The organism is Citrobacter gillenii, from assembly GCF_013337685.1.
GTDB classification, from domain to species: domain Bacteria; phylum Pseudomonadota; class Gammaproteobacteria; order Enterobacterales; family Enterobacteriaceae; genus Citrobacter; species Citrobacter gillenii.
Genome location: NZ_SUQN01000001.1, coordinates 532,190 through 554,837, shown reverse-complemented (window position 1 = coordinate 554,837; position 22,648 = coordinate 532,190). Strand labels below are relative to the sequence as shown.

The 22,648-nt window shown below is 53.7% G+C and carries 24 protein-coding genes; 12 read left to right on the top strand and 12 right to left on the bottom strand.

Annotation, left to right across the window (positions count from 1 at the left end):
- Positions 1 to 51 precede the first annotated feature (51 nt).
- Positions 52 to 1,668, top strand: coding sequence for an FAD-NAD(P)-binding protein (locus tag FCH32_RS02600; RefSeq protein WP_174360437.1), 1,617 nt, complete (start codon positions 52 to 54; stop codon positions 1,666 to 1,668).
- A gap of 74 nt (positions 1,669 to 1,742) precedes the next feature.
- On the opposite strand, the gene FCH32_RS02595 is transcribed toward FCH32_RS02600, so the two are convergent.
- Positions 1,743 to 2,177 carry a DoxX family protein gene (locus FCH32_RS02595; protein ID WP_096756550.1) on the bottom strand — a complete coding sequence of 145 codons (435 nt, stop codon included), beginning with the start codon at positions 2,175 to 2,177 and terminating at the stop codon, positions 1,743 to 1,745.
- Between the two features lie 151 nt (positions 2,178 to 2,328).
- On the opposite strand from FCH32_RS02595, the gene poxB reads away from it, so the two are divergent.
- The 4 genes from poxB (at position 2,329) to FCH32_RS02575 (ending at position 7,638) form a co-directional block, all read left to right on the top strand.
- On the top strand, positions 2,329 to 4,047 hold the full coding sequence (gene poxB, locus FCH32_RS02590) for a ubiquinone-dependent pyruvate dehydrogenase (RefSeq protein ID WP_174360436.1): 1,719 nt from the start codon (positions 2,329 to 2,331) through the stop codon (positions 4,045 to 4,047).
- A gap of 36 nt (positions 4,048 to 4,083) precedes the next feature.
- On the top strand, positions 4,084 to 5,085 hold the full coding sequence (ltaE, locus tag FCH32_RS02585) for a low-specificity L-threonine aldolase (RefSeq protein WP_117343252.1): 1,002 nt from the start codon (positions 4,084 to 4,086) through the stop codon (positions 5,083 to 5,085).
- A 10-nt stretch (positions 5,086 to 5,095) separates the two neighbouring features.
- Positions 5,096 to 6,526, top strand: a complete 1,431-nt coding sequence (locus tag FCH32_RS02580) for a DUF2867 domain-containing protein (RefSeq protein ID WP_174360435.1) — start codon at positions 5,096 to 5,098, stop codon at positions 6,524 to 6,526.
- Positions 6,527 to 6,624: 98 nt separating this feature from the next.
- A complete protein-coding gene (locus tag FCH32_RS02575) occupies positions 6,625 to 7,638 on the top strand; it encodes an NAD-dependent epimerase/dehydratase family protein (RefSeq protein WP_096756546.1) in 1,014 nt (337 codons plus the stop codon).
- Here FCH32_RS02575 and FCH32_RS02570 read toward each other — a convergent pair.
- The 6 genes from FCH32_RS02570 to cspG all read right to left on the bottom strand — a co-directional run bounded on the left by FCH32_RS02570 (position 7,635) and on the right by cspG (position 11,368).
- Positions 7,635 to 8,465, bottom strand: coding sequence for an N-acetylmuramoyl-L-alanine amidase (locus FCH32_RS02570; protein WP_174360434.1), 831 nt, complete (start codon positions 8,463 to 8,465; stop codon positions 7,635 to 7,637). The two genes, FCH32_RS02575 and FCH32_RS02570, sit on opposite strands and share 4 nt — an antisense overlap.
- On the bottom strand, positions 8,462 to 8,785 hold the full coding sequence (locus FCH32_RS02565; RefSeq protein WP_096756544.1) for a heavy metal-binding domain-containing protein: 324 nt from the start codon (positions 8,783 to 8,785) through the stop codon (positions 8,462 to 8,464). Before FCH32_RS02565 ends, FCH32_RS02570 begins: the two co-directional genes overlap by 4 nt.
- A gap of 119 nt (positions 8,786 to 8,904) precedes the next feature.
- Positions 8,905 to 10,203: an AppA family phytase/histidine-type acid phosphatase gene (locus tag FCH32_RS02560; RefSeq protein WP_174360433.1), complete on the bottom strand. Its 1,299-nt coding sequence runs from the start codon at positions 10,201 to 10,203 to the stop codon at positions 8,905 to 8,907.
- A gap of 286 nt (positions 10,204 to 10,489) precedes the next feature.
- Positions 10,490 to 10,663 carry a GnsA/GnsB family addiction module toxin gene (locus tag FCH32_RS02555; RefSeq protein WP_096756542.1) on the bottom strand — a complete coding sequence of 58 codons (174 nt, stop codon included), beginning with the start codon at positions 10,661 to 10,663 and terminating at the stop codon, positions 10,490 to 10,492.
- Between the two features lie 293 nt (positions 10,664 to 10,956).
- Positions 10,957 to 11,145 carry a cold shock small protein YmcF gene (ymcF, locus tag FCH32_RS02550; RefSeq protein WP_115259921.1) on the bottom strand — a complete coding sequence of 63 codons (189 nt, stop codon included), beginning with the start codon at positions 11,143 to 11,145 and terminating at the stop codon, positions 10,957 to 10,959.
- 10 nt (positions 11,146 to 11,155) lie between these two features.
- Positions 11,156 to 11,368, bottom strand: a complete 213-nt coding sequence (gene cspG / locus FCH32_RS02545; protein WP_046479624.1) for a cold shock protein CspG — start codon at positions 11,366 to 11,368, stop codon at positions 11,156 to 11,158.
- 542 nt (positions 11,369 to 11,910) lie between these two features.
- On the opposite strand from cspG, the gene FCH32_RS02540 reads away from it, so the two are divergent.
- The 7 genes from FCH32_RS02540 to yegS all read left to right on the top strand — a co-directional run bounded on the left by FCH32_RS02540 (position 11,911) and on the right by yegS (position 17,461).
- Positions 11,911 to 12,426, top strand: coding sequence for a lipoprotein (locus FCH32_RS02540; RefSeq protein WP_115258065.1), 516 nt, complete (start codon positions 11,911 to 11,913; stop codon positions 12,424 to 12,426).
- A 226-nt stretch (positions 12,427 to 12,652) separates the two neighbouring features.
- Positions 12,653 to 13,381: an arginine ABC transporter ATP-binding protein ArtP gene (artP, locus tag FCH32_RS02535; protein ID WP_096756540.1), complete on the top strand. Its 729-nt coding sequence runs from the start codon at positions 12,653 to 12,655 to the stop codon at positions 13,379 to 13,381.
- 16 nt (positions 13,382 to 13,397) lie between these two features.
- Positions 13,398 to 14,129, top strand: coding sequence for an arginine ABC transporter substrate-binding protein ArtI (gene artI, locus FCH32_RS02530; protein ID WP_174360432.1), 732 nt, complete (start codon positions 13,398 to 13,400; stop codon positions 14,127 to 14,129).
- Between the two features lie 6 nt (positions 14,130 to 14,135).
- Positions 14,136 to 14,852, top strand: coding sequence for an arginine ABC transporter permease ArtQ (gene artQ / locus FCH32_RS02525; protein WP_096756538.1), 717 nt, complete (start codon positions 14,136 to 14,138; stop codon positions 14,850 to 14,852).
- On the top strand, positions 14,852 to 15,520 hold the full coding sequence (gene artM / locus FCH32_RS02520; RefSeq protein WP_096756537.1) for an arginine ABC transporter permease ArtM: 669 nt from the start codon (positions 14,852 to 14,854) through the stop codon (positions 15,518 to 15,520). Before artQ ends, artM begins: the two co-directional genes overlap by 1 nt.
- A 179-nt stretch (positions 15,521 to 15,699) precedes the next feature.
- Positions 15,700 to 16,431 carry an arginine ABC transporter substrate-binding protein ArtJ gene (gene artJ / locus FCH32_RS02515; RefSeq protein ID WP_174360431.1) on the top strand — a complete coding sequence of 244 codons (732 nt, stop codon included), beginning with the start codon at positions 15,700 to 15,702 and terminating at the stop codon, positions 16,429 to 16,431.
- A gap of 130 nt (positions 16,432 to 16,561) precedes the next feature.
- On the top strand, positions 16,562 to 17,461 hold the full coding sequence (gene yegS / locus FCH32_RS02510) for a lipid kinase YegS (protein ID WP_174360430.1): 900 nt from the start codon (positions 16,562 to 16,564) through the stop codon (positions 17,459 to 17,461).
- Here yegS and FCH32_RS02505 read toward each other — a convergent pair.
- Genes FCH32_RS02505 through FCH32_RS02485 form a run of 5 tightly spaced genes read right to left on the bottom strand, consistent with a single transcriptional unit; the run spans position 17,458 to position 22,624 of the window.
- The gene (locus FCH32_RS02505) at positions 17,458 to 18,231 is read right to left on the bottom strand and encodes an ABC transporter ATP-binding protein (protein ID WP_174360429.1); all 774 of its coding nucleotides are present in this window, start codon (positions 18,229 to 18,231) and stop codon (positions 17,458 to 17,460) included. The two genes, yegS and FCH32_RS02505, sit on opposite strands and share 4 nt — an antisense overlap.
- On the bottom strand, positions 18,228 to 19,100 hold the full coding sequence (locus FCH32_RS02500) for an ABC transporter ATP-binding protein (RefSeq protein WP_117343245.1): 873 nt from the start codon (positions 19,098 to 19,100) through the stop codon (positions 18,228 to 18,230). The genes FCH32_RS02505 and FCH32_RS02500 overlap by 4 nt, the downstream gene beginning before the upstream one ends.
- Entirely contained in the window at positions 19,072 to 19,977 is a 906-nt protein-coding gene (locus FCH32_RS02495; protein ID WP_174360428.1) for an ABC transporter permease, read from the bottom strand. Before FCH32_RS02495 ends, FCH32_RS02500 begins: the two co-directional genes overlap by 29 nt.
- On the bottom strand, positions 19,974 to 21,011 hold the full coding sequence (locus tag FCH32_RS02490; protein WP_137362658.1) for an ABC transporter permease: 1,038 nt from the start codon (positions 21,009 to 21,011) through the stop codon (positions 19,974 to 19,976). The genes FCH32_RS02495 and FCH32_RS02490 overlap by 4 nt, the downstream gene beginning before the upstream one ends.
- On the bottom strand, positions 21,008 to 22,624 hold the full coding sequence (locus FCH32_RS02485) for an ABC transporter substrate-binding protein (protein WP_096756530.1): 1,617 nt from the start codon (positions 22,622 to 22,624) through the stop codon (positions 21,008 to 21,010). Before FCH32_RS02485 ends, FCH32_RS02490 begins: the two co-directional genes overlap by 4 nt.
- Between the last annotated feature and the right edge of the window lie 24 nt (positions 22,625 to 22,648).

Below are 22,648 nucleotides of genomic sequence, written 5' to 3'. Positions count from 1 at the left end.
AAACTAATCAATATCCCCGACCATCGTCGAGCTTTTCAAAAAAGGATCCCCATGAAAAAAGTGGCCATCGTCGGCGTCGGCCCCACTGGAATCTATACCTTCCATGCCCTGGTTGAACGCGGTGAACCGATGACCGTGCAACTCTACGAGCAAGCGGAAGAAGCGGGTGTGGGCATGCCTTACAACAACGACAATAACGCGGACCATATGCTGGCGAATATTGCCAGTATTGAAATCCCGCCGATTTACATCACCTATCTGACGTGGCTACAAAACCAAAGCGATGACTACCTGACACAATTTGGTATAGAACGCACGTCATTGCATGAACGGCAATTTTTACCCCGCGTGATCCTTGGCGACTATTTTCGCGATCGCTTTTTAGCCATTGTCGATAAAGCCCGTGAGTCCGGTTTTGAGGTTTGTGTTCATGAGTCCAGCGAAGTCACCGATCTGCGCGCAAACCCGCAGGGTGTTACGTTGTGGGTAAACCACGCACCACAACCTGTCGAGGTGGATTTTGCAGTTATCGCCACCGGCCATCTGTGGCCTGAGGGAGACGACACACCACGTGAGTTTTTCCCCAGCCCGTGGACCGGCCTGATGGACGCACAAATTAACGCCTGCAGAGTGGGCATTCTGGGTACGTCGTTAAGCGCTATCGATGCGGCAGTAGCCGTGGTCAGTCAACATGGCGCCTTCACCACCGATGCTGATAACACCCTCCATTTTACGCGCAACCCCGGTAGCCAAAGCCTGAAGTTGACTCTGATGTCACGCAGCGGTGTGCTGCCGGAGGCCGATTTTTACTGCCCTCTCCCTTATGAACCGCTGAACATCGCCACCGGTCAGGCGATTGAACACGTCATTGAGCAGGGGCAACGCGGATTACTGGATCGCCTCTTCTTGCTTATCGTCAAACAGCTGCAAGACGCGGCACCGCAGTGGAGCCAGCAGATAGCGCTTGAGACGCTGACGGCCGATACGTTTTCTGACATCTATTTTGCTGACCGAATTCAGCACAATCCTTTTGACTGGGCGAAACGCAACCTGCAGGAAGTCGAACGCAACAAGCGAGAGCAACGCACCGTCACGTGGCGCTATACCCTGCTGCGGCTGCATGAGGTCATCGAACAGGTCGTGCCTCATCTTGACGATGGAGACAGTGAACGCTTCAAGCACGGTCTGGCACGCGTGTTTATCGATAACTATGCGGCGATCCCTTCGGAATCCATTCGCCGCCTGCTGGCGCTGCATGAGGCCGGGTTAATTGAAATCCTCGCGCTGGGCTCAGATTATCAACGCCAAAATGAGCAAGGTATGACGGTTATTTACCACAACAATCAGCGTAGCGAATTTGATGTGTTTATTGATGCCCGAGGGCAAAAAGCGTTGAGGAGCAAAGATATCCCGTTTCCCACGTTGCGCCATCAACTCCTCGCCTGTGGTGATGAGATCCCGGATATCAGCGAAAATTATACGCTGCGTGCGCCAAAGGATGCCTGTGGTCGCATCGCCTTTGGCGGGCTGCCATGGCTAATGCACGACCGCCCTTTTATTCAGGGTCTGGTCGTCAGCGCTGAAATCGGCGCAGCGATGGCAAACGCCCTGACACAAGGCACGGTGGGACGTCGGCGAAAACGCTGGGACCGTAACGAGGAAGACTAACGACCTGATAGAATCAGGAGGCGAGCAGCAATGTAACTACGTTGTCGCCTCCGCATTTGTCGTCCGATGGCAAACTAACGCCAGGCCGACTGACCGCCCAATGCGTATTTTCCGGCACCCAAAAATGCCACCGCCAGTGCGCCAATAAAGAAATACACCAGACTTTCAATAGCCCATGCGCCGGTTTTATCCAGCGACCAGGTTTCGCCCATTCCGACCATCAGCCACGCGACAACCATAGTGAATGCCAACCCTAACGCAGCCGGACGCGTCAGAATGCCGAGAATAATCAGGCACGGTGCCAGCACCTCGCCAAGCAAAACGCCGTAGGCAATGAAACCCGGAAAACCTTTCGCTATTAGCATGCCGCTAATGCCATCAATTCCGGCAAACAGTTTATGCAGACCGTGAAACAGCATCAGTCCCCCCACCGCCAGGCGTAACAAAAACTTGCCAAAGTCCTCATGCGTCAGCATGCGATTTACTGCATTTAATAAGTTCGTAACCATTTGAATTCGTTCCTTGTTTGCCATGTCCACAGTCAAGCTACGCGTTATCTTCGTCAAATGTAAGCTGCCGAAAATAAGGGGTAATGAGAAGCATAACTATTATCTTCATCTAAACTTGTAACCGGTATCACATTAAAGGAGATGGAAAACCATGAAACAAACGGTTGCCGCTTTTATTGCTAAAACGCTTGAACAGGCTGGTGTGAAACGTATTTGGGGCGTAACGGGTGATTCACTGAATGGTCTTAGTGACAGTCTCAATCGCATGGGAACGATCGACTGGATGCCAACCCGGCATGAAGAAGTTGCCGCCTTCGCCGCAGGCGCGGAAGCGCAACTGACCGGTGAACTGGCGGTGTGTGCCGGTTCATGTGGACCGGGAAACTTGCACCTGATTAACGGCCTGTTTGATTGCCACCGCAACCATGTCCCAGTGCTGGCGATTGCCGCACATATCCCCTCCAGTGAAATTGGCAGCGGCTATTTTCAGGAGACCCACCCGCAAGAGTTGTTCCGCGAATGTAGCCACTATTGCGAGCTGGTTTCCAGCCCTGAACAGATCCCACAGGTGCTGGCGATTGCCATGCGCAAAGCGGTGTTAAACCGCGGTGTGTCAGTCGTCGTGCTCCCGGGCGATGTTGCGCTGAAAGCCGCGCCGGAAAGTGCCAGCACGCACTGGTATCATGCGCCGTTACCGGTGGTTACCCCGGCGGAAGAAGAGATGAGAAAACTGGCGCAACTGCTGCGCTATTCCAGCAACATTGCGCTGATGTGCGGCAGTGGTTGCGCGGGTGCGCACAAAGAACTGGTGGAGTTTGCCGCAAAAATCAAAGCGCCGATTGTCCACGCCCTGCGCGGCAAAGAGCACGTCGAATATGACAACCCCTACGATGTGGGTATGACCGGACTGATCGGTTTTTCATCCGGTTTTCATACCATGATGAATGCCGACACGCTGCTTTTACTGGGCACCCAGTTCCCCTACCGTCCCTTCTACCCCACCGACGCCAAAATTATTCAGATTGATATCAATCCGGCAAGCATTGGTGCGCACAGCAAGGTGGATATGGCGCTCGTTGGAGATATCAAAGCCACGCTGCGTGCCCTGCTGCCGCTCGTAGAAGAAAAAACCGACCGCAAATTCCTCGATAAAGCCCTGAGTGATTATCGCGATGCGCGCAAAGGACTGGATGATTTAGCCAAACCCAGCGAAAAAGCCATTCACCCGCAGTATCTGGCGCAGCAAATCAGCCACTTCGCCGCTGATGACGCCATCTTTACCTGCGATGTCGGCACCCCCACGGTGTGGGCCGCGCGCTATCTGAAAATGAACGGCAAGCGCCGCCTGCTCGGGTCGTTTAATCACGGGTCGATGGCGAACGCCATGCCGCAGGCGCTGGGTGCGCAGGCAACGGAACCCGGATGCCAGGTGGTCGCCATGTGCGGCGACGGCGGCTTCAGCATGCTGATGGGCGATTTTCTTTCGGTGGTGCAGATGAAGCTGCCGGTGAAAATCATCGTGTTCAATAACAGCGTGCTGGGCTTTGTCGCAATGGAGATGAAGGCCGGTGGGTATCTGACCGACGGAACGGAACTGCACGACACCAACTTTGCCCGCATTGCCGAAGCCTGCGGGATCACAGGTATCCGCGTGGAAAAATCGTCGGACGTCGACGAGGCGCTGCAAAGAGCGCTGTCGATTGATGGCCCGGTGCTGGTCGACGTGGTGGTCGCGAAAGAAGAGCTCGCCATACCGCCGCAAATCAAACTCGAACAAGCGAAGGGTTTCAGCCTGTATATGCTGCGCGCTATCATCAGCGGACGCGGTGATGAAGTGATCGAACTGGCGAAAACCAACTGGCTAAGGTAAAACAGTGGGCATTACCTCACTTAAAAAGGAATGCCCGTGATCGACCTACGTAGTGATACTGTCACCCGCCCGAGTCGCGCCATGCTGGAAGAGATGATGGCGGCCCCGGTCGGGGACGACGTCTACGGCGACGACCCTACCGTCAATGCCCTTCAGCAGTATGCCGCTGAACTTTCTGGTAAAGAAGCGGCTATTTTCTTACCGACCGGCACCCAGGCAAATCTGGTGGCGCTGCTCAGCCACTGTCAGCGCGGCGAGGAGTACATCGCAGGCCAGGGCGCGCATAACTATTTATACGAAGCCGGTGGTGCCGCGGTGCTCGGCAGCATTCAGCCACAGCCTATCGACGCCGCGCCGGATGGCACGCTGCCGCTGGACAAAGTCGCCGCTAAAATCAAAGCCGATGATATTCATTTTGCCCGTACCCGCCTGCTCAGTCTGGAAAACACCCATAACGGTAAAGTGCTGCCGCGTGAGTATTTGAAGGAGGCCTGGGAATTCACCCGCGAACGAAATCTGGCGCTGCACGTTGACGGCGCGCGTATTTTTAACGCCATCGTCGCCTACGGTTGTGAGCTTAAGGACGTCACCCAATATTGTGACTCGTTCACCATTTGCCTCTCCAAAGGGCTGGGGACGCCGGTCGGGTCACTGCTGGTCGGCAGCCATGATTACATCAAACGTGCGATTCGCTGGCGCAAGATGACCGGCGGCGGTATGCGCCAGGCCGGTATTCTGGCGGCTGCCGGGCTGTATGCGCTCAAAAATAACGTGGCGCGTTTGCAAATTGATCACGACAACGCTGCCTGGATGGCAGAACAATTGCGTGAAGCGGGTGCCGACGTTATGCGTCACGACACCAATATGCTGTTTGTCCGCGTGGGTGAAGAACACGCTGCTGCGCTGGGCGAGTACATGAAATCTAAAGACGTGCTGATTAACGCCTCGCCGATTGTGCGTCTGGTGATGCATCTGGACGTTTCGCGTGAACAGCTTGCTGAAGTCGCCGCTCACTGGCGTGCTTTTTTAAACCGCTAAGGAGACCGGCGTGCCGCAACGGATTTTGGTACTTGGCGCCAGTGGTTACATTGGTCAACATCTGGTAAAAGCGCTCAGCCAGCAAGGGCATCAGGTGCTGGCGGCGGCACGTCGCATCGAGCGACTGGACAAACAGCAACTGCCCGGCGTCAGTTGTCATAAGGTTGATTTAAACGAACCAGATACCCTGACGCCGCTGCTAGCCGACGTTGATACGGTCTATTACCTGGTGCACGGGATGGGTGAAGGCGGTGATTTTATCGCCCACGAGCGTCAGGTGGCGCAGAATGTCCGCGATGCCCTGCGCCATACGCCAGTCAACCAGCTGATTTTCCTGAGCTCCTTACAGGCCCCCGAGCATGAACAGTCCGATCACCTGCGCGCACGGCAGATAACGGCTGACACGTTGCGCGAATCTGGCGTCCCGGTTACGGAGTTACGGGCGGGTATTATCGTCGGCGCGGGCTCTGCGGCCTTTGAGGTGATGCGTGATATGGTCTACAACCTGCCGGTACTCACCCCACCGCGCTGGGTACGATCGCGTACCACACCGATTGCGCTGGAGAACTTGCTGTACTATTTAGTTGCGCTGCTGGCGCACCCGGCAAACGGCCACCGCGTACTCGAAGCGGCTGGGCCGCAGGTATTAAGCTATCAAGAGCAGTTCGAACATTTTATGGCGGTCAGCGGCAAGCATCGCCTGCTTATCCCCATCCCTTTCCCGACCCGCTGGATTTCAGTGTGGTTTTTAAATGTGATCACCTCGGTTCCACCGACGACCGCCCAGGCGCTGATACAGGGCCTGAAACACGATCTGCTGGCCGATGACACCGAACTGAGGGCATTGATCCCCCAAAAGCTCATCGCCTTTGACGATGCGGTACGCAGCACGCTGAAGGAAGAAGAGAAACTGGTCGACTCCAGCGAGTGGGGATACGACGCGCAGGCCTTTGCCCGCTGGCGACCGGAATACGGCTATTTCGCCAAACAGGCCGGGTTTAGCGTCGAGACATCCGCCAGCCTGAAGGCGCTGTGGCAAGTGGTGAATCGCCTCGGCGGCAAAGAGGGCTATTTCTTTGGCAATATTCTGTGGAAGACGCGCGCAGCCATGGATCTGCTGGTGGGGCATAAACTGGCAAAAGGTCGGCCGGAGCGTCCGCTTTTACAGGTCGGCGATACCGTGGATAGCTGGAAGGTCATTATCGTCGAACCGGAGAAGCAGCTAACACTGTTATTTGGTATGAAGGCGCCAGGACTCGGTCGTCTGAGTTTTACCCTGGAAGATAAAGGCGATCGCCGTCGCATTGACGTCCGCGCCTGGTGGCACCCGCACGGTATGCCCGGTCTGTTCTACTGGCTGCTGATGATCCCGGCTCACCTGTTTATTTTCAGGGGGATGGCAAAGCGTATCGCCAAACTTGCAGAACAAATCACAGACTAAAGACAAAAAGAGGCTGTATTCTTTCATGTTTCCCATTGCATACAGGCGTAATTCACGGAAGAATGCGCACGAAGTTCTATTAAACACAGCGGATTGATATGAAGGTACTGGTTACCGGAGCCACCAGCGGCTTAGGCCGAAACGCGGTTGAGTTTTTACGCAAGAAAGGCATCAGCGTCAGAGCTACCGGTCGCAACGAAGCGATGGGTAAGTTGCTGGAGAAAATGGGCGCAGAATTTGTGCATGCGGATTTGACCGAGCTGGTCTCTTCGCAAGCAAAAGTGATGCTCGCAGGCATCGACACACTGTGGCACTGTTCCAGTTTTACCTCGCCGTGGGGAACACAGGAAGCCTTTGACCTGGCTAACGTCCGCGCCACCCGCCGTCTGGGCGAGTGGTCGGTTGCCTGGGGCGTGCGTAACTTTATTCATATCTCCTCCCCGTCGCTCTATTTTGATTATCACCACCATCGCGATATCAAAGAGGACTTTCGCCCACACCGCTTCGCCAACGAATTCGCCCGCAGTAAAGCAGCCGGCGAAGACGTGATTGCGCTGTTAGCCCAGGCCAATCCGCAAACTCGCTTTACGGTACTACGTCCGCAGAGCCTGTTTGGCCCGCATGATAAAGTTTTTATCCCCCGCCTGGCGCACATGATGCATCACTATGGCAGCGTCCTGCTCCCACACGGCGGCAGCGCACTGGTGGATATGACCTACTATGAAAATGCGATTCACGCGATGTGGCTGGCAAGTCAGGAAGCCTGTGACAATCTGCCATCAGGTCGTGTGTATAACATTACCAACGGTGAGCATCGCACGCTGCGCAGCATCGTGCAGAAGCTGATTGACGAACTGAATATTGATTGCCGCATCCGCTCCGTGCCTTATCCAATGCTGGACATGATTGCCCGCAGCATGGAGCGTCTGGGGAATAAATCGGCAAAAGAACCCAAGCTCACACACTACGGTGTCTCAAAGCTCAATTTTGACTTTACGCTGGACACCACCCGTGCCCAGGAAGAGCTGGGTTATCAGCCTGTCGTGACGTTGGATGAAGGGATTGAGCGTACCGCGGCCTGGCTGCGCGACCACGGTAAGCTGCCGCGTTAACCTTGCCCGTATTTCTCCAGTAGCGCTTCGGCAATGGCCTGCGTTTCGGCATCCGCCACGCCGTTCCACAACGCCGGGCGGAAGTGCATCTGGAACGCCATAATCACCCGCTGCTGTTCACGCGGCGTCATGTCCGGTTTCACCTCGTAGCCGTAGCGCGACAGCAAATCAAGTAACGATGCGGTGTCCACCGGCGTATGGGGTGCGCGTCCGCCAAGATAAAACGCGACGCGCTGAGCATCCGGCCAGGCGCCAATACCCTGCGCCGCCAGTTCACGCCACGGAAACAGCGGGCCGGGATCGTCTTTACGCTGCGGAGCGATATCCGCATGCGCCACCACGTTCTGCGCCTTGATGTCGTAGCGGGCAATAATGTCCTTTGCAAGCGGGATCAACGCCTGGATCTGCGTCGCTTCAAATGGCGCAAAATATTTCACGCCCGCTGATTTTTGCCAGCCACGGTTTTCCAGTTCAATCCCAATCGACGTGTCGTTAATCCGCGTAGCGCCTCGCCAGAAGCTGATCCCTGCATGCCAGGCCAGATCCTTTTCCGGGACCAACTGCCAGATCCGCGGCTTGCCGCCGTGCAGCGGTGGTACTGCCGGGATCAGATAGTGCGAGCTGACGTTTTTATCCGTCAGCGTGGCCAGCGATGAGTCAAAATCATCAGCCGTGTAGTGAATTACCAGCACTTTAATGCGTGGATATGCCGCCTGCGCCTGGCGTCGGGTATCCAGTTGATACCCGTCTTTGTCAACAATACCTGACTCGCGCGCACAGCCCGTCAGTAACACGGCAAATGCCAGCAGCCATAACAGACGCTTCATCGGCGAGTTTTCACCGCAGTACCGCTGACGCTCACCATCAGCATGCTGCCATCTTTACCCACGGTTTCGTAATCAATATCAATACCAACGACCGCATCTGCTCCCAACGCTTTCGCCTGTTCGCCAAGTTCCTGAAAGGCAATTTCACGCGCTTTGCGCAGCTCTTTTTCGTATGAGCCAGAGCGACCGCCGACAATGTCCCGGATCCCGGCAAAAAAATCGCGGAAGATATTCGCGCCTAAAATCGCTTCACCGGTTACCACACCGCAGTATTCCACGATGCTTTGCCCTTCCAGCGTAGGGGTGGTCGAAAACTGCATGGTATATCTCCTTATTACGCTAACAACGCTGCCTTAAGGCATTATCGAACCGATACCCTATCATTGAAAGGTTCCGATTGTTTAATTTTCAACATGACCGAAATGATGCAATAAAAATATTATTTCTCAGCACATTCGGACACGCGAACGGAATCAATCAGTGCAGAAAAATTTTTTAATGAGCACATTCCCTGCGTATTTTTCTCATCGCAGGCCGCTAAGGGCAGCACAATTTTTCCGGGAGGCGATTGCAACGACAAAGGTTGCATATCACGCATTTCCTGCAATGTCTGATACATAAAAGAAACCTGCACCCAATCAGAATGATCGCTGACCCGTTTCCACCTTTCGAAAACAAACTCTCCACCCGGCGGCGTATTATCTGGCTGACCGGGCAGAGACACGTTAAAACCTAATGCCCCGCTGATATTGGCAAGATTGGTGTCATGCCCCGCAATAAACAACAAAGAGACGGGCAACTGAATTGCGTATTTATTTTCTGTTGACCCCTGTGTTACGAGCGCTGTACGTATCAAATCAAGTAACGGTGTGGCCCTGCTACGGGCAACCTCCGGGGTTTTCTGCAGAAGGTCAAACTGCGCATTGTGCAGACTTAATAATGTACGCCATTCTTTATCGCCATGAATACGCCCCCAGGCCACCTGCGACATCCCTTGTGCTTGTTGCAGCAGGAAGATTTCCGTCAGGGTTGAAGCCAGTCCCCATGAGCCTGACAACGATATATTTTCTGGAGAGACCTTGAGTTCAGCAGGTAAGACGTCGGTTAGCGTACACTGTGCAGACTGCCCAGCTGCTTGACACTTTTCTGACTGGGAGAAATTTAACACCCGTTCCAGGGCTTGAAATGCGGGTTGGTAGTGGCGCGTGTACTCATCAAGACTTCCGCCAGCCCGGGTCAGGATGGCCTCTTTCACCTGCGATGTGTTCAGCGAACACTGCCCCGCCTTGATGGGATTAAAAAGGGGATCAGATTTTGACTTATCTTGTTGATAATGAACCTGTACTTTACATTCCGGGGCCAGTCCTGCCAGGAATGCTTCACCCGTTTTACGGGTACGTTGATCGCTATCGGCAATGACCGCGACCTGCCCTGCCGTTGGACACGTTTTATTATCCAGCAGACCTTTGTCCGCCAGGCGTAAACGTTGATACCGTCCTAATTCAGTGATGAGTGCCCCGCCGCGAGGAGTCAACCACCCCAGAGGAACGTCCCATTGCGGCCAGCGGTCGGGAGTGACTTGCTGCATAAGCGGCGTGAACTTTGTCGGTGCCCTGACGCCATGACGACTGACGATGACAACACGCTCAAGCTGCATTCCGCTCTGTTCATCGGCGCGTAATGAAACAGGGGCCAATATAATCGTTAAGAACAATAAACGAATGATCAGTGTACTCATTACCAGCACCACCTCGTCGTTAATGAATAATCAGAAGCCCGCACACGACAGGACGAACGTCTTATCTTGTCGACAGCAAAATCATCCTACGCCTGTGATAATAAATATCCACCAGGATGAAATACTGGGTTATCGCGTACGGCTGAAATTCACACACTTTTGCCACCGCCTCGTTCACACACGGAACGAGATCACACTTATAATTTCATTTTAAAATTATAAAAATAAAAAGCACCGCCTCAGCTGGACGGCGATGCTTTAACGCATACTGGATGATATTTGAAAATTAGATCAACTTAATTTTAATGTCATAACTTTCAAGCCCGGTCATTTTCTCACGAGCGATAAACTGAATATCGGAAACTTCTTTCCCGGTCTTTTTCTTCAGCTCAACAATTTTCTTTGTGATGAACTCAGATATATCCGCTTCAGTTTTATTTTTTAATTTCTCGACGTCCATTTTGCACCTCTTCTGGTCTGTAACGGCATCAACGCGCCAGTAGATAGTATTATCTGTATAACCATGGATATCTATAAACTATACGATAAAAAGATTCAATAACCTAGGCGCAACTGGTCATTACACACCCAGAAATTGTTTGCATATTAAACGATAAAAGAGGGGCTGAAGGCAGGTTCGCAGTAAACGATGTTCTGGCATCACGACAAAAACGTCAAGATGACGATCTCACGATAAACAGGTAGGGTCATCTGTTAAGTCATTAAAAAAGCCCCTTGAAGGGGCCTAAAAAATTATTTTCTGAAATCCAGCGGAGTCTGGCCGGACTGAATGTACATTGCAACATTATCAAATGTAATCATTTTAGATTTGCAAAAAATACATTTCGCGCCAAACGGATTTCCCTCAGTCACATCGAAGCTCGATGTTCTGTACTGCGAACCATGGCAACATGGGCAGCGAAAGTGAATATGATTAGTAATAATAGTTACCTTAGAGCGCCACAACATTAACAGCGGATGGGCCTTTAGGTCCCTGCTCCACGCTAAACTCGACTTCCTGATTTTCATTCAGCGTTTTAAAGTCGTTACTTTGGATAGCAGAAAAATGCACAAACACATCTTTGCTACCATCTTTGGGCGTGATGAATCCAAAACCTTTCTCAGGATTAAACCACTTAACTAAACCCGTCATTTTATTAGACATATATTTTATTCCTTAATTTGAGCCTTTCGGCATATTTGGTTTTATTACAGAATCGACTTAGTGCTTAGCGGAGTGACTCAAAGAAGGGATAAATGGATAAACCTGAAAATGAGAACTGCGGAAGTAAACTACTTTGTAAATCGTCTGTTATTCAAACCGACTCAACTATTAACGCATGAGCCCAGGAATTAATCAACCCTTATTTTAGCCATCCGGATACCCTGATAGCCTAAGGACTGCTCCGTCATTGTGCACTTATACATACCGTCGCAGTCCGGCTTCCACATTTTGTTGCCTCGTAAATAAGCATGCAGATACGTGGATGGTCTATACACTATAGGGAGCATCCTTGGCGACAACATCATGCCGCAGTTTGATATACTGAACCGAGGTAAGCAGTCAATAGCCACAGATGTACCAGTCGGTGAAATTTGCGAAGTTATGCAAGTAAAAACAAAGTGTTAATCGATTACACAGTCATTGAAAGGATAGAATTTTTCATCGTAGAATACTATTAGTAGAAAGCTAATAAGGAAATCATTATGCGCTACTCGAAACTCTCTCTGTTGGTCCCCTGTGCACTTCTTCTCAGCGCCTGTACCACCGTAACTCCGGCTTATAAAGACAACGGCCCGCGTAGCGGCGCTTGCGTGGAAGGTGGGCCAGACAGCGTGGCACAACAGTTCTATGATTACCGCATTCAGCATCGCAGCAACGACATCACCGCCCTGCGTCCGTACTTAAGTGACAACCTGGCGAAATTGCTGACCGATGCCAGCCGCGATAACTCGCACCGCGAGCTGCTGACCAGCGACCCCTTCTCCAGCCGCACCACCTTACCGGACAGCGCCAGTGTCGCCAGCGCCTCGACCATTCCGAATAGTGATGCACGTAACATTCCGCTGCGCGTAGAGCTTAAGCAGGGTAATCAAACCTGGCGTGATGAAGTACTGATGATCCGTGAAGGCCAGTGCTGGGTCGTGGATGATGTTCGCTATCTGGGCGGTAGTGTACATGCGCCAGCCGGGACGCTGCGCCAGTCTGTCGAAAACCGTTAATCCCGCCATTCATTCGTTCAAATCATAAACCCCATAAATTGTCTGGCATTCTGCATAGAATGCCGACAATTATTCTTGCCCACTGGTGACCCCGCTATTTTGTGCTATGTTTAGAGAAGAATGCGGTTTGCATTTAACTTTTAACGCATAAATATTGCATAACTATTCTGTCAAAGGTAGTATCTGCGGCTTCAATAGCTATCAGACTGCCAGTATACGAGTGTCAATGAGTATTCAATTAAACGGCATTAACTGCTTCTACGGCGCACATCAGGCGCTGTTCGATATCACGCTGGATTGCCCTCAGGGCGAAACACTGGTGTTACTTGGCCCAAGTGGAGCCGGGAAAAGCTCGCTACTGCGCGTACTCAACCTGCTTGAGATGCCGCGTTCGGGCACGCTCTCTATTGCCGGTAACCGTTTCGACTTCACGAAAACACCTTCTGATAAAGCCATTCGCGAACTGCGTCAGAACGTGGGCATGGTCTTTCAGCAATACAATCTTTGGCCGCATCTTACTGTGCAGCAGAACCTGATCGAAGCGCCCTGCCGCGTGCTGGGTCTGAGCAAGGACCAGGCGCTGGCGCGTGCCGAGAAGCTGCTGGAACGTCTGCGACTGAAGCCCTATAGCGATCGTTACCCACTGCATCTTTCCGGCGGCCAGCAACAGCGTGTGGCCATTGCCCGCGCGTTAATGATGGAGCCACAGGTGCTGCTGTTTGATGAACCGACCGCAGCGCTTGACCCGGAAATTACCGCACAAATCGTCAGCATCATTCGTGAGCTGGCAGAAACCAATATTACTCAGGTGATCGTCACCCACGAAGTGGAAGTCGCCCGTAAAACGGCCAGTCGTGTGGTGTATATGGAAAACGGTCATATCGTCGAGTTTGGGAATGCGAGCTGCTTTGCCAACCCGCAAACCGAAGCGTTTAAAAACTATCTCTCTCACTAAGATTCGGGACAATACAATGAAAAAAGTTCTGATTGCCGCGCTAATCGCAGGTTTTAGCCTTTCCGCTACCGCAGCCCAAACCATTCGCTTCGCTACGGAAGCGTCTTATCCTCCGTTTGAATCCATTGATGCTAATAACAACATCGTGGGTTTTGACGTTGACCTGGCAAATGCGCTGTGTAAAGAGATCGACGCCACCTGTACGTTCACTAACCAGGCTTTCGACAGCCTGATCCCAAGCCTGAAATTCCGCCGTTTTGACGCGGTAATGGCCGGAATGGACATCACGCCGGAGCGTGAAAAGCAGGTGTTGTTCACTACGCCTTACTACGACAACTCAGCGTTGTTTGTTGGTCAACAGGGTAAATACACCAGCATTGACCAGCTGAAAGGCAAGAAAGTGGGCGTACAAAACGGCACCACGCACCAGAAATTCATCATGGATAAACATCCGGAAGTCACCACCGTCCCGTATGACAGCTACCAGAATGCCAAACTCGACCTGCAGAACGGGCGTATTGATGGCGTCTTTGGTGATACCGCTGTCGTGACCGAATGGCTGAAGGACAATCCGAAACTGGCCGCCGTTGGCAATAAAGTTACCGATAAAGATTACTTCGGTACCGGTCTGGGCATCGCAATGCGCCAGGGCAATACCGAGCTGCAGCAGAAATTCAATGCTGCGCTGGAAAAAGTGAAGAAAGATGGGACGTACGAAACCATCTATAACAAATGGTTCCAGAAGTAATATTAGATGAATGAATTTTTTCCTTTAGCAAGCGCCGCCGGGATGACCGTCGGCCTTGCCGTTTGTGCGCTGATCATTGGCCTGGCTCTCGCAATGTTGTTTGCCGTCTGGGAGTCTGCTAAATGGCGTCCAGTGGCATGGACGGGTTCAGCCCTGGTGACGCTCCTGCGCGGACTGCCGGAAATTCTGGTGGTTCTGTTTATCTATTTCGGTTCCTCCCAGTTGCTGCTGACGCTGGCCGATGGGTTTACGATAAATCTTGGCATCGTGCAGATCCCGGTGCAGATGGAGATCGAAAACTTCGACGTCAGTCCGTTCCTGTGCGGCGTCATTGCGCTGTCATTGCTGTATGCGGCCTATGCGTCGCAAACGCTGCGTGGCGCACTGAAAGCCGTCCCGCTCGGGCAATGGGAGTCTGGTCAGGCGCTAGGGCTGTCCAAAACCGCGATCTTCTTTCGTCTGGTGATGCCGCAAATGTGGCGTCATGCCCTGCCGGGACTGGGTAACCAGTGGCTGGTTTTGCTGAAAGATACCGCGCTGGTAAGCCTGATCAGCGTCAACGATCTGATGCTGCAAACCAAAAGCATTGCCACACGTACTCAGGAGCCGTTTACCTGGTACATCGTGGCGGCGGCCATTTATCTGGTGATAACGCTGTTGAGTCAGTACATTCTCAAACGCATTGACCTGCGCGCGACACGTTTTGAGCGGAGACCGGGCTGATGCTTGAGTATTTACCAGAACTGATGAAAGGGCTGCATACCAGCCTGACGTTGACGGTTGCCTCCATCGTGGTTGCGCTGGTCATGGCGCTGATTTTCACCGTCATCCTGACGCTGAAAACTCCGGTGCTGGTGTGGCTGGTACGCGCCTACATTACGCTGTTTACCGGTACGCCGCTGTTGGTGCAAATCTTCCTGATCTACTACGGTCCGGGGCAGTTTCCCGCGCTGCAGGAGTATCCGGTCCTCTGGCATCTGCTGTCAGAACCCTGGCTGTGCGCCTTGATTGCGCTGTCGTTAAACAGTGCCGCGTATACCACGCAGCTGTTCTACGGCGCTATTCGCGCAATCCCGGAAGGTCAGTGGCAATCCTGTGGTGCATTGGGGATGAGCAAGAAAGATACGCTGGCCATCTTGCTGCCGTACGCCTTTAAACGCGCCCTCTCCTCGTACTCCAACGAAGTGGTGCTGGTGTTCAAAAGTACCTCCCTGGCCTACACCATCACGCTGATGGAAGTCATGGGTTACAGCCAGCTGTTGTATGGTCGCACCTATGACGTCATGGTCTTCGGCGCGGCGGGCGTGATTTATCTGATTGTTAACGGCCTGCTGACGTTGATGATGCGCTTAATCGAGCGTAAAGCACTGGCGTTTGAACACCGCAATTAAGTCAATAACTGCATAAAGCTGAATAGTAAAGGCGGACATGTCTCTGGACTGTCCGCTTTTTTTTATTCCACATAAAATATTTAATCATTTTTATTGCATACAAATTCATTAAATGGCATTGTAAATCAACGCCGCAGACACGGTGAATCATCATAAGATTGACAGACGGGAGTTCCACCATGAAAAAGTTAGTCCTGGCCGCATTACTTGCTACCTTCGCCACCGGCGCCTCTGCTGCTGATAAAATCAATTTCGGTGTCTCAGCAACCTACCCGCCATTCGAATCGTTGGATGCCAGCAATAAAATTGTTGGTTTTGACATCGACCTGGCTTCTGCATTGTGCAAACAAATGCAGGCTAACTGTACTTTTACTAATCATGCGTTCGACAGCCTGATCCCCGCGCTGAAATTCAAAAAATACGATGCGGTGATTTCCGGTATGGACATCACGCCAGAACGTAGTAAGCAGGTCTCCTTTACTCAGCCCTACTATGCCAACTCAGCGCTGGTCATTGCGAAAAAAGACACCTATAAAACCTTTGCTGACTTGAAAGGCAAACGTATCGGCATGGAAAACGGCACCACGCACCAGAAATACCTGCAGGATAAACATCCTGAAGTGAAAACCGTGGCGTACGACAGCTACCAGAATGCGATCATTGACCTGAAAAACGGGCGTATTGATGGCGTATTTGGCGACACTGCCGTAGTTAACGAGTGGCTGAAAACCAATCCGCAGTTAGGCGTAGCAACGGACAAAGTAACTGACCCGCAATACTTCGGTACCGGCCTTGGCATTGCCGTTCGCCCGGATAACACCGCGCTGCTAGAAAAACTGAACACCGCGCTGGCCGCCATTAAAGCTGACGGTACCTATCAAAAAATCAGCGATCAGTGGTTCCCGCAGTAATCCCTGCCTTACCTGAAAAAGCCGCAAATCGCGGCTTTTTACGCTTAACGTCCGCGCTTTCGGTCAGTTCTTACGCCATAAACCCATTCCTGGCATACACTTGTTAAAACGATAAAAGTGAGGCAACAGGATGATAGCATTCCCAGCCAGCTTACTGATCCTGAATGGAAAAAGTGCTGATAATCCCCCGCTGCGCGAGGCGATTGCCCTGCTACGCGATGAGGGCGTTGAGATCCATGTGCGCGTCACCTGGGAAAAAGGCGACGCCCGGCGTTACGTTGATGAGGCCCGCCAGTTGGGCGTTGCCACCGTCATTGCGGGCGGCGGTGATGGCACCATCAACGAGGTCTCCACCGCGCTCATCCATTGCCAGGGGGAGGATATACCCGCTCTGGGGATTTTGCCGCTGGGAACCGCAAATGACTTCGCCACCAGCGTGGGTATTCCTGAGGTTCTGGATAAAGCCTTGAAGCTGGCCATCGCCGGCAATGCGGTTGAAATAGACATGGTGCAGGTCAATGATAAGACCTGTTTTATCAATATGGCGACGGGCGGATTCGGCACGCGGGTCACGACAGAAACACCAGAAAAACTCAAAGCCGCGCTGGGCGGCGTGTCGTACTTTATTCATGGGCTCATGCGCATGGACACGCTGAAGCCCGACAGCTGCGAAATTCGCGGGGAAAACTTTCACTGGCAGGGAGACGCGCTGGTGATCGGCATCGGCAATGGTCGTCAGGCTGGCGGCGGGCAGCAACTTTGCCCCACGGCACTGATCAACGACGGTCTGCTGCAACTGCGCATTTTTACCGGCGATGAGCTTCTTCCGGCGCTACTTTCGGCACTTACCCAATCCGACGACAACCCCAATATTATTGATGGTGCGTCATCCTGGTTTGATATCCGTGCCCCGCATGAAATCACGTTTAATCTCGATGGCGAACCGCTAAGCGGGCAGGAATTTCACATCGAAATCCTCCCCGCCGCGCTACGCTGCCGGTTACCGCCTGGTTGTCCCTTGTTACGCTAGTACACCGCCACTTCCCGCGCCAGTTCGCGGGAATAGCGCTGGCTGCCGCTTATTAACATCCGGGTATACTCGGTTTGCGCCTCACCGTTGACCAGCGCCTCCACGGTGAGCGTTTCAAGAATTTTTCCGTATTGCATCACCGCCACTTTCTGACACAAATGCGCAATAACCCCCAGATCGTGGGTAACCAGCAGATAGGTCAGGCTGGACTCCTTTTGCAATTCAGCCAGCAGGTTAAGAATTTCGGCCTGTACCGATACGTCCAATGCAGAGGTCGGCTCGTCCAGCAACAGCACCTGCGGTTCGAGGATTAGCGCCCGCGCAATCGCCACACGCTGGCGCTGCCCGCCAGAAAGCTGATGCGGATACCGGTCGCGAAATGCCCGGTTCAGACCGACCTTATCCAGCAGCCCGTTAACCCGCCGATCCCGGTCAGCAATGCCGTGGATCAACAGCGGCTCTTCGAGGATATCGCTGATGGTATGCCGGGGATGCAGCGAACCATATGGGTCCTGGAATACCATCTGTACCAGGCGGCAGCGTTCGCGGCGAATACGGTGACCCAGGGCTTGTCCGTCGATCGCCAGTTCACCCTGCCAATGGGTAAACAATCCAGCCAGGCACTTCAGTACGGTTGTCTTTCCCGAACCGGACTCCCCAACCAGACCGTAGACCTCTCCGGGCTGAACCCCAAACGTCACGTCATACAGCACCTGATTGCGTTTTTCTCCCTCACCAAATGCCAGGTTCAGATTTTTAACGTCGATCATATCCCCTCCTCACTCAGCCAACTGGGCTGACGTTGCAGCACCGGCAGCACCGCCCGGCGGTTGTGGATTTCTGGCAATGCGCTAATCAGCCCCTGAGTATAGGGATGCTGCGCATGATGGAGATCGCCTGCGGCGATGGATTCCACCACCCGCCCGGCATACATCACCAGGACGCGATCGCAGAAGCTGCGCACCAGGTTGATGTCATGGCTGATAAAAATAAGCCCCAACCCGCGCGACTCCACCAGCGAGTCAAGCAGCCCCAACACCTGCAGACGCACCGACACGTCCAGCGCCGAGGTGGGTTCGTCGGCAATCACCAGTTCCGGATCGGTGATTAACATCATCGCGATCATGACACGTTGCCCCTGGCCACCAGAAATCTCGTGCGGATAGAGCTGATACACCCGCTGCGGCTGACGAATACGCACCACCTCCAGCATTTCCAGCGCCCTGGCTTTGGCCTCAGCCTTGCGCCCCGGATGATGGGTAAGCCAGGCTTCGGCAATCTGATCGCCAACGCTCACCACCGGATTAAGGGAGTATTTCGGGTCCTGCATAATCATCGAGATACGCTTGCCGCGAATTTGCCGCATCTGCGCCTCGCTGGCATGGGCTAAATCCACATCGCTAAACTGCATTTTGTCTGCCGTAACCCGTGCTTTTTTCGGATGCAGGTGCAGCAGCGCTCGCCCGACGGTGGATTTACCGGAGCCTGACTCACCCACAATCGCCAGTTTTTCACGTCCGAGTTGAAAGGAGACGCCGCGCACCGCCTGGGTGACCGCGCCGCCGTTGATAAAATCGACGTGCAGGTTACGCACATCAAGCAGAGGCGAATCATTCGCTGCGAGGATCGAGGATGTCACGTAAGCCATCTCCTAAGAAGTTGAACGCCAGGCTGTTGATCAAAATCGCTAGCCCCGGAATAGTCACTACCCACCAGCATTCCATCATGTAGGTGCGCCCGCTGGAGATCATCGCCCCCCATTCCGGATCCGGTGGCTGAGCCCCTAACCCCAGAAACCCAAGGCCCGCAGCGGTCAGAATGATCCCCGCCATATTCATGGTGATACGAATAATCACCGACGGCAGGCACAGCGGTACGATATAACGCCACAGCACACGTCCTGCCGATGCCCCCTGCAGGCGAACGGCAGAGATAAAATCGGCCTGACGCAACGAGAGCGTTTCCGCACGAGCCAGACGCGCAATCGGCGGCCAGGCGGTCAGCGTAATGGCAATTACTACGTGCTCCAGCCCCGGACCGAGTGCCGCGACAAAGGCCAGTGCCAGTACCAGGCTTGGAAAAGAAATGAAAATGTCGGTGACGCGCATCAGTACCATGTCGACCTTGCCACCGAAGTAACCCGCCGTGACGCCAAGCAGCAGACCGAGCGGCCCTACGGTGACCGACACCAGCAGCACGATATACAGCGTGATGCGCGAGCCATACACCAGGCGGCTAAAGATATCGCGGCCAAACTCATCGGTCCCGAACCAGTGCTGCGCGTTCGGCGCCACCAGCGCACTGTTTAAATCCTGCACCAACGGGTTGTACGGTGCGATAAGCGGGGCAAAAATGGCCACCAGCAATAACAACGCAATAATTCCGCCGCCAATGGCGGTCAGCGGGTTACGCGCCATCTTGCCCATGAACCCGCGCGCTCGCAGCAGCGCCTGCTTCGCCCGCAGACGTTGTTCGCTATTGCCGCTATCCCGCGGCGTATCCAGAGAAACCGTCATGATTTTGTCCTCGGATCAAAGAATTGATACAGCATGTCGGAGAGCAGATTGAGCATGACGAAAATCACCCCAACCAGCAGCACGCAGCCCATCACCGCATTCATGTCACCCAGCAGCAGGCTGCCGGTTAAATAGGAGCCAAAACCGGGCCAGGAAAAGACGGTTTCAATCAGCACCGCGCCTTCCAATAGCGAACCGTAGGCCAGCGCGACCACCGTGAGCAGTTGCACCAGAATATTGCGAAACGCATGGTTCCAGATGACCTGACGCTCGGTCAGCCCTTTGACGCGCGCGGTGATAATGAACTCCTGTGAAAGCTGCGCCAGCATAAAGCTACGGGTCATACGGCTGATGTAAGCCAGAGAGTGAAAACCCAATAGCGCAGCAGGCAAAACCAGATGATTAATGGCATTCCAGAACACGGTGGCATTACCGGCCAACAGCGCGTCGACGGTCATTAATCCGGTCTGGCGTGGCACCAGCCCGTCCAGTCCGAGATCCAGACGCCCCGCGCCGCCCACCCAGCTTAGCCAGGCGTAGAACACCAGCAGCCCCATCATCCCCACCCAGAAAATCGGTGTGGAATAACCTGCCAGGCTAATGATGCGCACCACGTAATCCGACAGGCTATTGCGTCGTGCCGCCGCCAACACCCCCAGCGGGATCCCCAGACCCGCCCCTACCACAATGGCCATCGTCGCCAGCTCAATGGTGGCCGGGAAAACGCGTACAATGTCATCCATCACCGGCTTACCGGTCAGCAGCGCATTACCCAGATCGCCGTGCAGCAGATTGGTGAAGTAAATACCAAACTGCGCCGCCAGCGATTTATCAAAGCCTAACTGGTGATACACCTGCTGATAGGTACTCTGATCCGCATCAGGTCCCACGATCGCCAGTACCGGGTCGATCGGCATGACGCGACCGATAAAAAAGGTCAGCAGCAGCAATCCAAACAACGTAATTGCCACCTGTATCAGACGGGTCGAGACACGCCGGGCGCGTGAGCCAGGTGCAAGTATGGCAACGCTCATTGTTCACCTCCGGTTTTATACACATCACGCAAAAACGTGGTGGCCGACGGATGCGGCTGATAATTCTGCACCTCACGGCGCACAACGACCGAATCCACCATTTGCGACAGCGGAATTAGCGCGGGAACGAGCTGGTCGTAGCGGGTCTGGATCGCCTGATACGCGCGAGTCTGCGTTTGCGGGTCACGCTCCAGCAGGGCGCTGTCGATCATGTCATTAAGCGGTTTATCGTAGAAACCAGTGCGCCAGCCCTGAAAGTTGGTAAGCCGGGCTGCATCGCTGTTATCCGGGTTATAGACCAGCGCCCGCAGGCTGGAGTGCGGATGCGGTTCCATGCCGCTGCCGCCGCGCCCGACCAGCATGTCAAATTTACGCTCGCGCATTGCGCCGTAGATCTGATTACCGGTTCCGGTGATAATTTTGGCGTTAATACCCGCCTGCATCAGCGTGGACTGCACGGCAATCGCGATATTCTGGAAAGGCTGGTCAGCCAGCACCCGCAGCGTGGTGTCGAAACCGTCCGGGTATCCCGCCTCCGCCAGCAGCTTTTTAGCGCGCGGAATGTCGAGGCGATAGCCGGGGTCAGGCAGCGTGGAGGGCATTCCTGCCTTGATAGGACGCTGATGCAATACGCCGTATCCCGGCATCAGCGCTTTATTGATCCCCTGATAATCAATCAGGTAACGCACGGCTTCACGGACTTTCGGATTGGCGAAGTGCGCCTCCTTCATGCTCATTGCCACGTAATACATCGTGCCTCGCTGGACGGCATCCACGCTCAGGTCAGGATCGCTACGCAGGGCATTGATGTCTGAAACCGCCATATTACTGGCAATATCCAGATCGCCCTTGGCAATCATCAGACGCAGGGTCTGGGATTCCTGAAAATGGCGCAACACCACGCGGCTCATTTTCGCCTCGCCGCGCCAGTAGTTCGGGTTACGCGTCATGCGCAGGACATCTTTCGCCTGCCAGGTATCAAGGGTAAACGGGCCAGACCCGGCTTCATTGGTGGTCAGCCAGTGGTTACCCCAGTCGTTATTCAGCACATGTTGCTGCACGGTTTTGCTGTCCAGCACGCCGAGATTCCCCAGCGCCCCCAGTGAATAGATAATCAACTGCGGATCGTTGGCTTTGGGCAGCGTGATTTTCACTGTAAACCTGTCCGGGGCGCTGACCTGTTGGTCGATATTTTTTTTGCTAAAGCCGTAGGATTTCCACACCGACGACTGCGCCAGATTCAGGTGCAGGATCCGACGCATCGACCACACCACATCGTCAGCAGTCAGCGGATTACCGGAGTGAAAGGTCACGTCATCGCGCAGATGAAAAGTCAGGGTGGTGCCATCCGGACTGACATCCCAGGATGTCGCCAGCGCGGGTTTCACATGGGTCAACTGGGCAGGATCCAACTCCACCAGCGAGTCATATAAATTCACCACAATGCCCACCACTTCGTTGCCGGTCATGGCGGCCGGATCGAGGGTCAGCAGGTTATTCATGTTCATACCAATGATGAGCTGATCGGGCGGCGTTTTGGCGTACGCCGCACTGCTCCCCATCGACACGGCGAGTGCGAGTAAACACGCGCCCAGTAAGGAAGTTTTTTTCATCTATTGTTTGCCTGTACTGTAGGG

Excerpts from the sequence above, each read along its gene's own strand:
- FCH32_RS02570 (WP_174360434.1), bottom strand. The coding sequence starts at position 8,465 with ATGAAGCGTCTGTTATGGCTGCTGGCATTTGCCGTGTTACTGACGGGC.
- FCH32_RS02505 (WP_174360429.1), bottom strand. The coding sequence starts at position 18,231 with ATGATCGACGTTAAAAATCTGAACCTGGCATTTGGTGAGGGAGAAAAA.
- poxB (WP_174360436.1), top strand. The coding sequence starts at position 2,329 with ATGAAACAAACGGTTGCCGCTTTTATTGCTAAAACGCTTGAACAGGCT.
- FCH32_RS02575 (WP_096756546.1), top strand. The coding sequence starts at position 6,625 with ATGAAGGTACTGGTTACCGGAGCCACCAGCGGCTTAGGCCGAAACGCG.
- artM (WP_096756537.1), top strand. The coding sequence starts at position 14,852 with ATGCTTGAGTATTTACCAGAACTGATGAAAGGGCTGCATACCAGCCTG.
- artI (WP_174360432.1), top strand. The coding sequence starts at position 13,398 with ATGAAAAAAGTTCTGATTGCCGCGCTAATCGCAGGTTTTAGCCTTTCC.
- FCH32_RS02490 (WP_137362658.1), bottom strand. The coding sequence starts at position 21,011 with ATGAGCGTTGCCATACTTGCACCTGGCTCACGCGCCCGGCGTGTCTCG.
- yegS (WP_174360430.1), top strand. The coding sequence starts at position 16,562 with ATGATAGCATTCCCAGCCAGCTTACTGATCCTGAATGGAAAAAGTGCT.
- FCH32_RS02485 (WP_096756530.1), bottom strand. The coding sequence starts at position 22,624 with ATGAAAAAAACTTCCTTACTGGGCGCGTGTTTACTCGCACTCGCCGTG.
- FCH32_RS02540 (WP_115258065.1), top strand. The coding sequence starts at position 11,911 with ATGCGCTACTCGAAACTCTCTCTGTTGGTCCCCTGTGCACTTCTTCTC.
- FCH32_RS02560 (WP_174360433.1), bottom strand. The coding sequence starts at position 10,203 with ATGAGTACACTGATCATTCGTTTATTGTTCTTAACGATTATATTGGCC.
- artP (WP_096756540.1), top strand. The coding sequence starts at position 12,653 with ATGAGTATTCAATTAAACGGCATTAACTGCTTCTACGGCGCACATCAG.
- artQ (WP_096756538.1), top strand. The coding sequence starts at position 14,136 with ATGAATGAATTTTTTCCTTTAGCAAGCGCCGCCGGGATGACCGTCGGC.
- FCH32_RS02595 (WP_096756550.1), bottom strand. The coding sequence starts at position 2,177 with ATGGTTACGAACTTATTAAATGCAGTAAATCGCATGCTGACGCATGAG.
- cspG (WP_046479624.1), bottom strand. The coding sequence starts at position 11,368 with ATGTCTAATAAAATGACGGGTTTAGTTAAGTGGTTTAATCCTGAGAAA.
- FCH32_RS02565 (WP_096756544.1), bottom strand. The coding sequence starts at position 8,785 with ATGCAGTTTTCGACCACCCCTACGCTGGAAGGGCAAAGCATCGTGGAA.
- FCH32_RS02495 (WP_174360428.1), bottom strand. The coding sequence starts at position 19,977 with ATGACGGTTTCTCTGGATACGCCGCGGGATAGCGGCAATAGCGAACAA.
- FCH32_RS02600 (WP_174360437.1), top strand. The coding sequence starts at position 52 with ATGAAAAAAGTGGCCATCGTCGGCGTCGGCCCCACTGGAATCTATACC.
- FCH32_RS02555 (WP_096756542.1), bottom strand. The coding sequence starts at position 10,663 with ATGGACGTCGAGAAATTAAAAAATAAAACTGAAGCGGATATATCTGAG.
- artJ (WP_174360431.1), top strand. The coding sequence starts at position 15,700 with ATGAAAAAGTTAGTCCTGGCCGCATTACTTGCTACCTTCGCCACCGGC.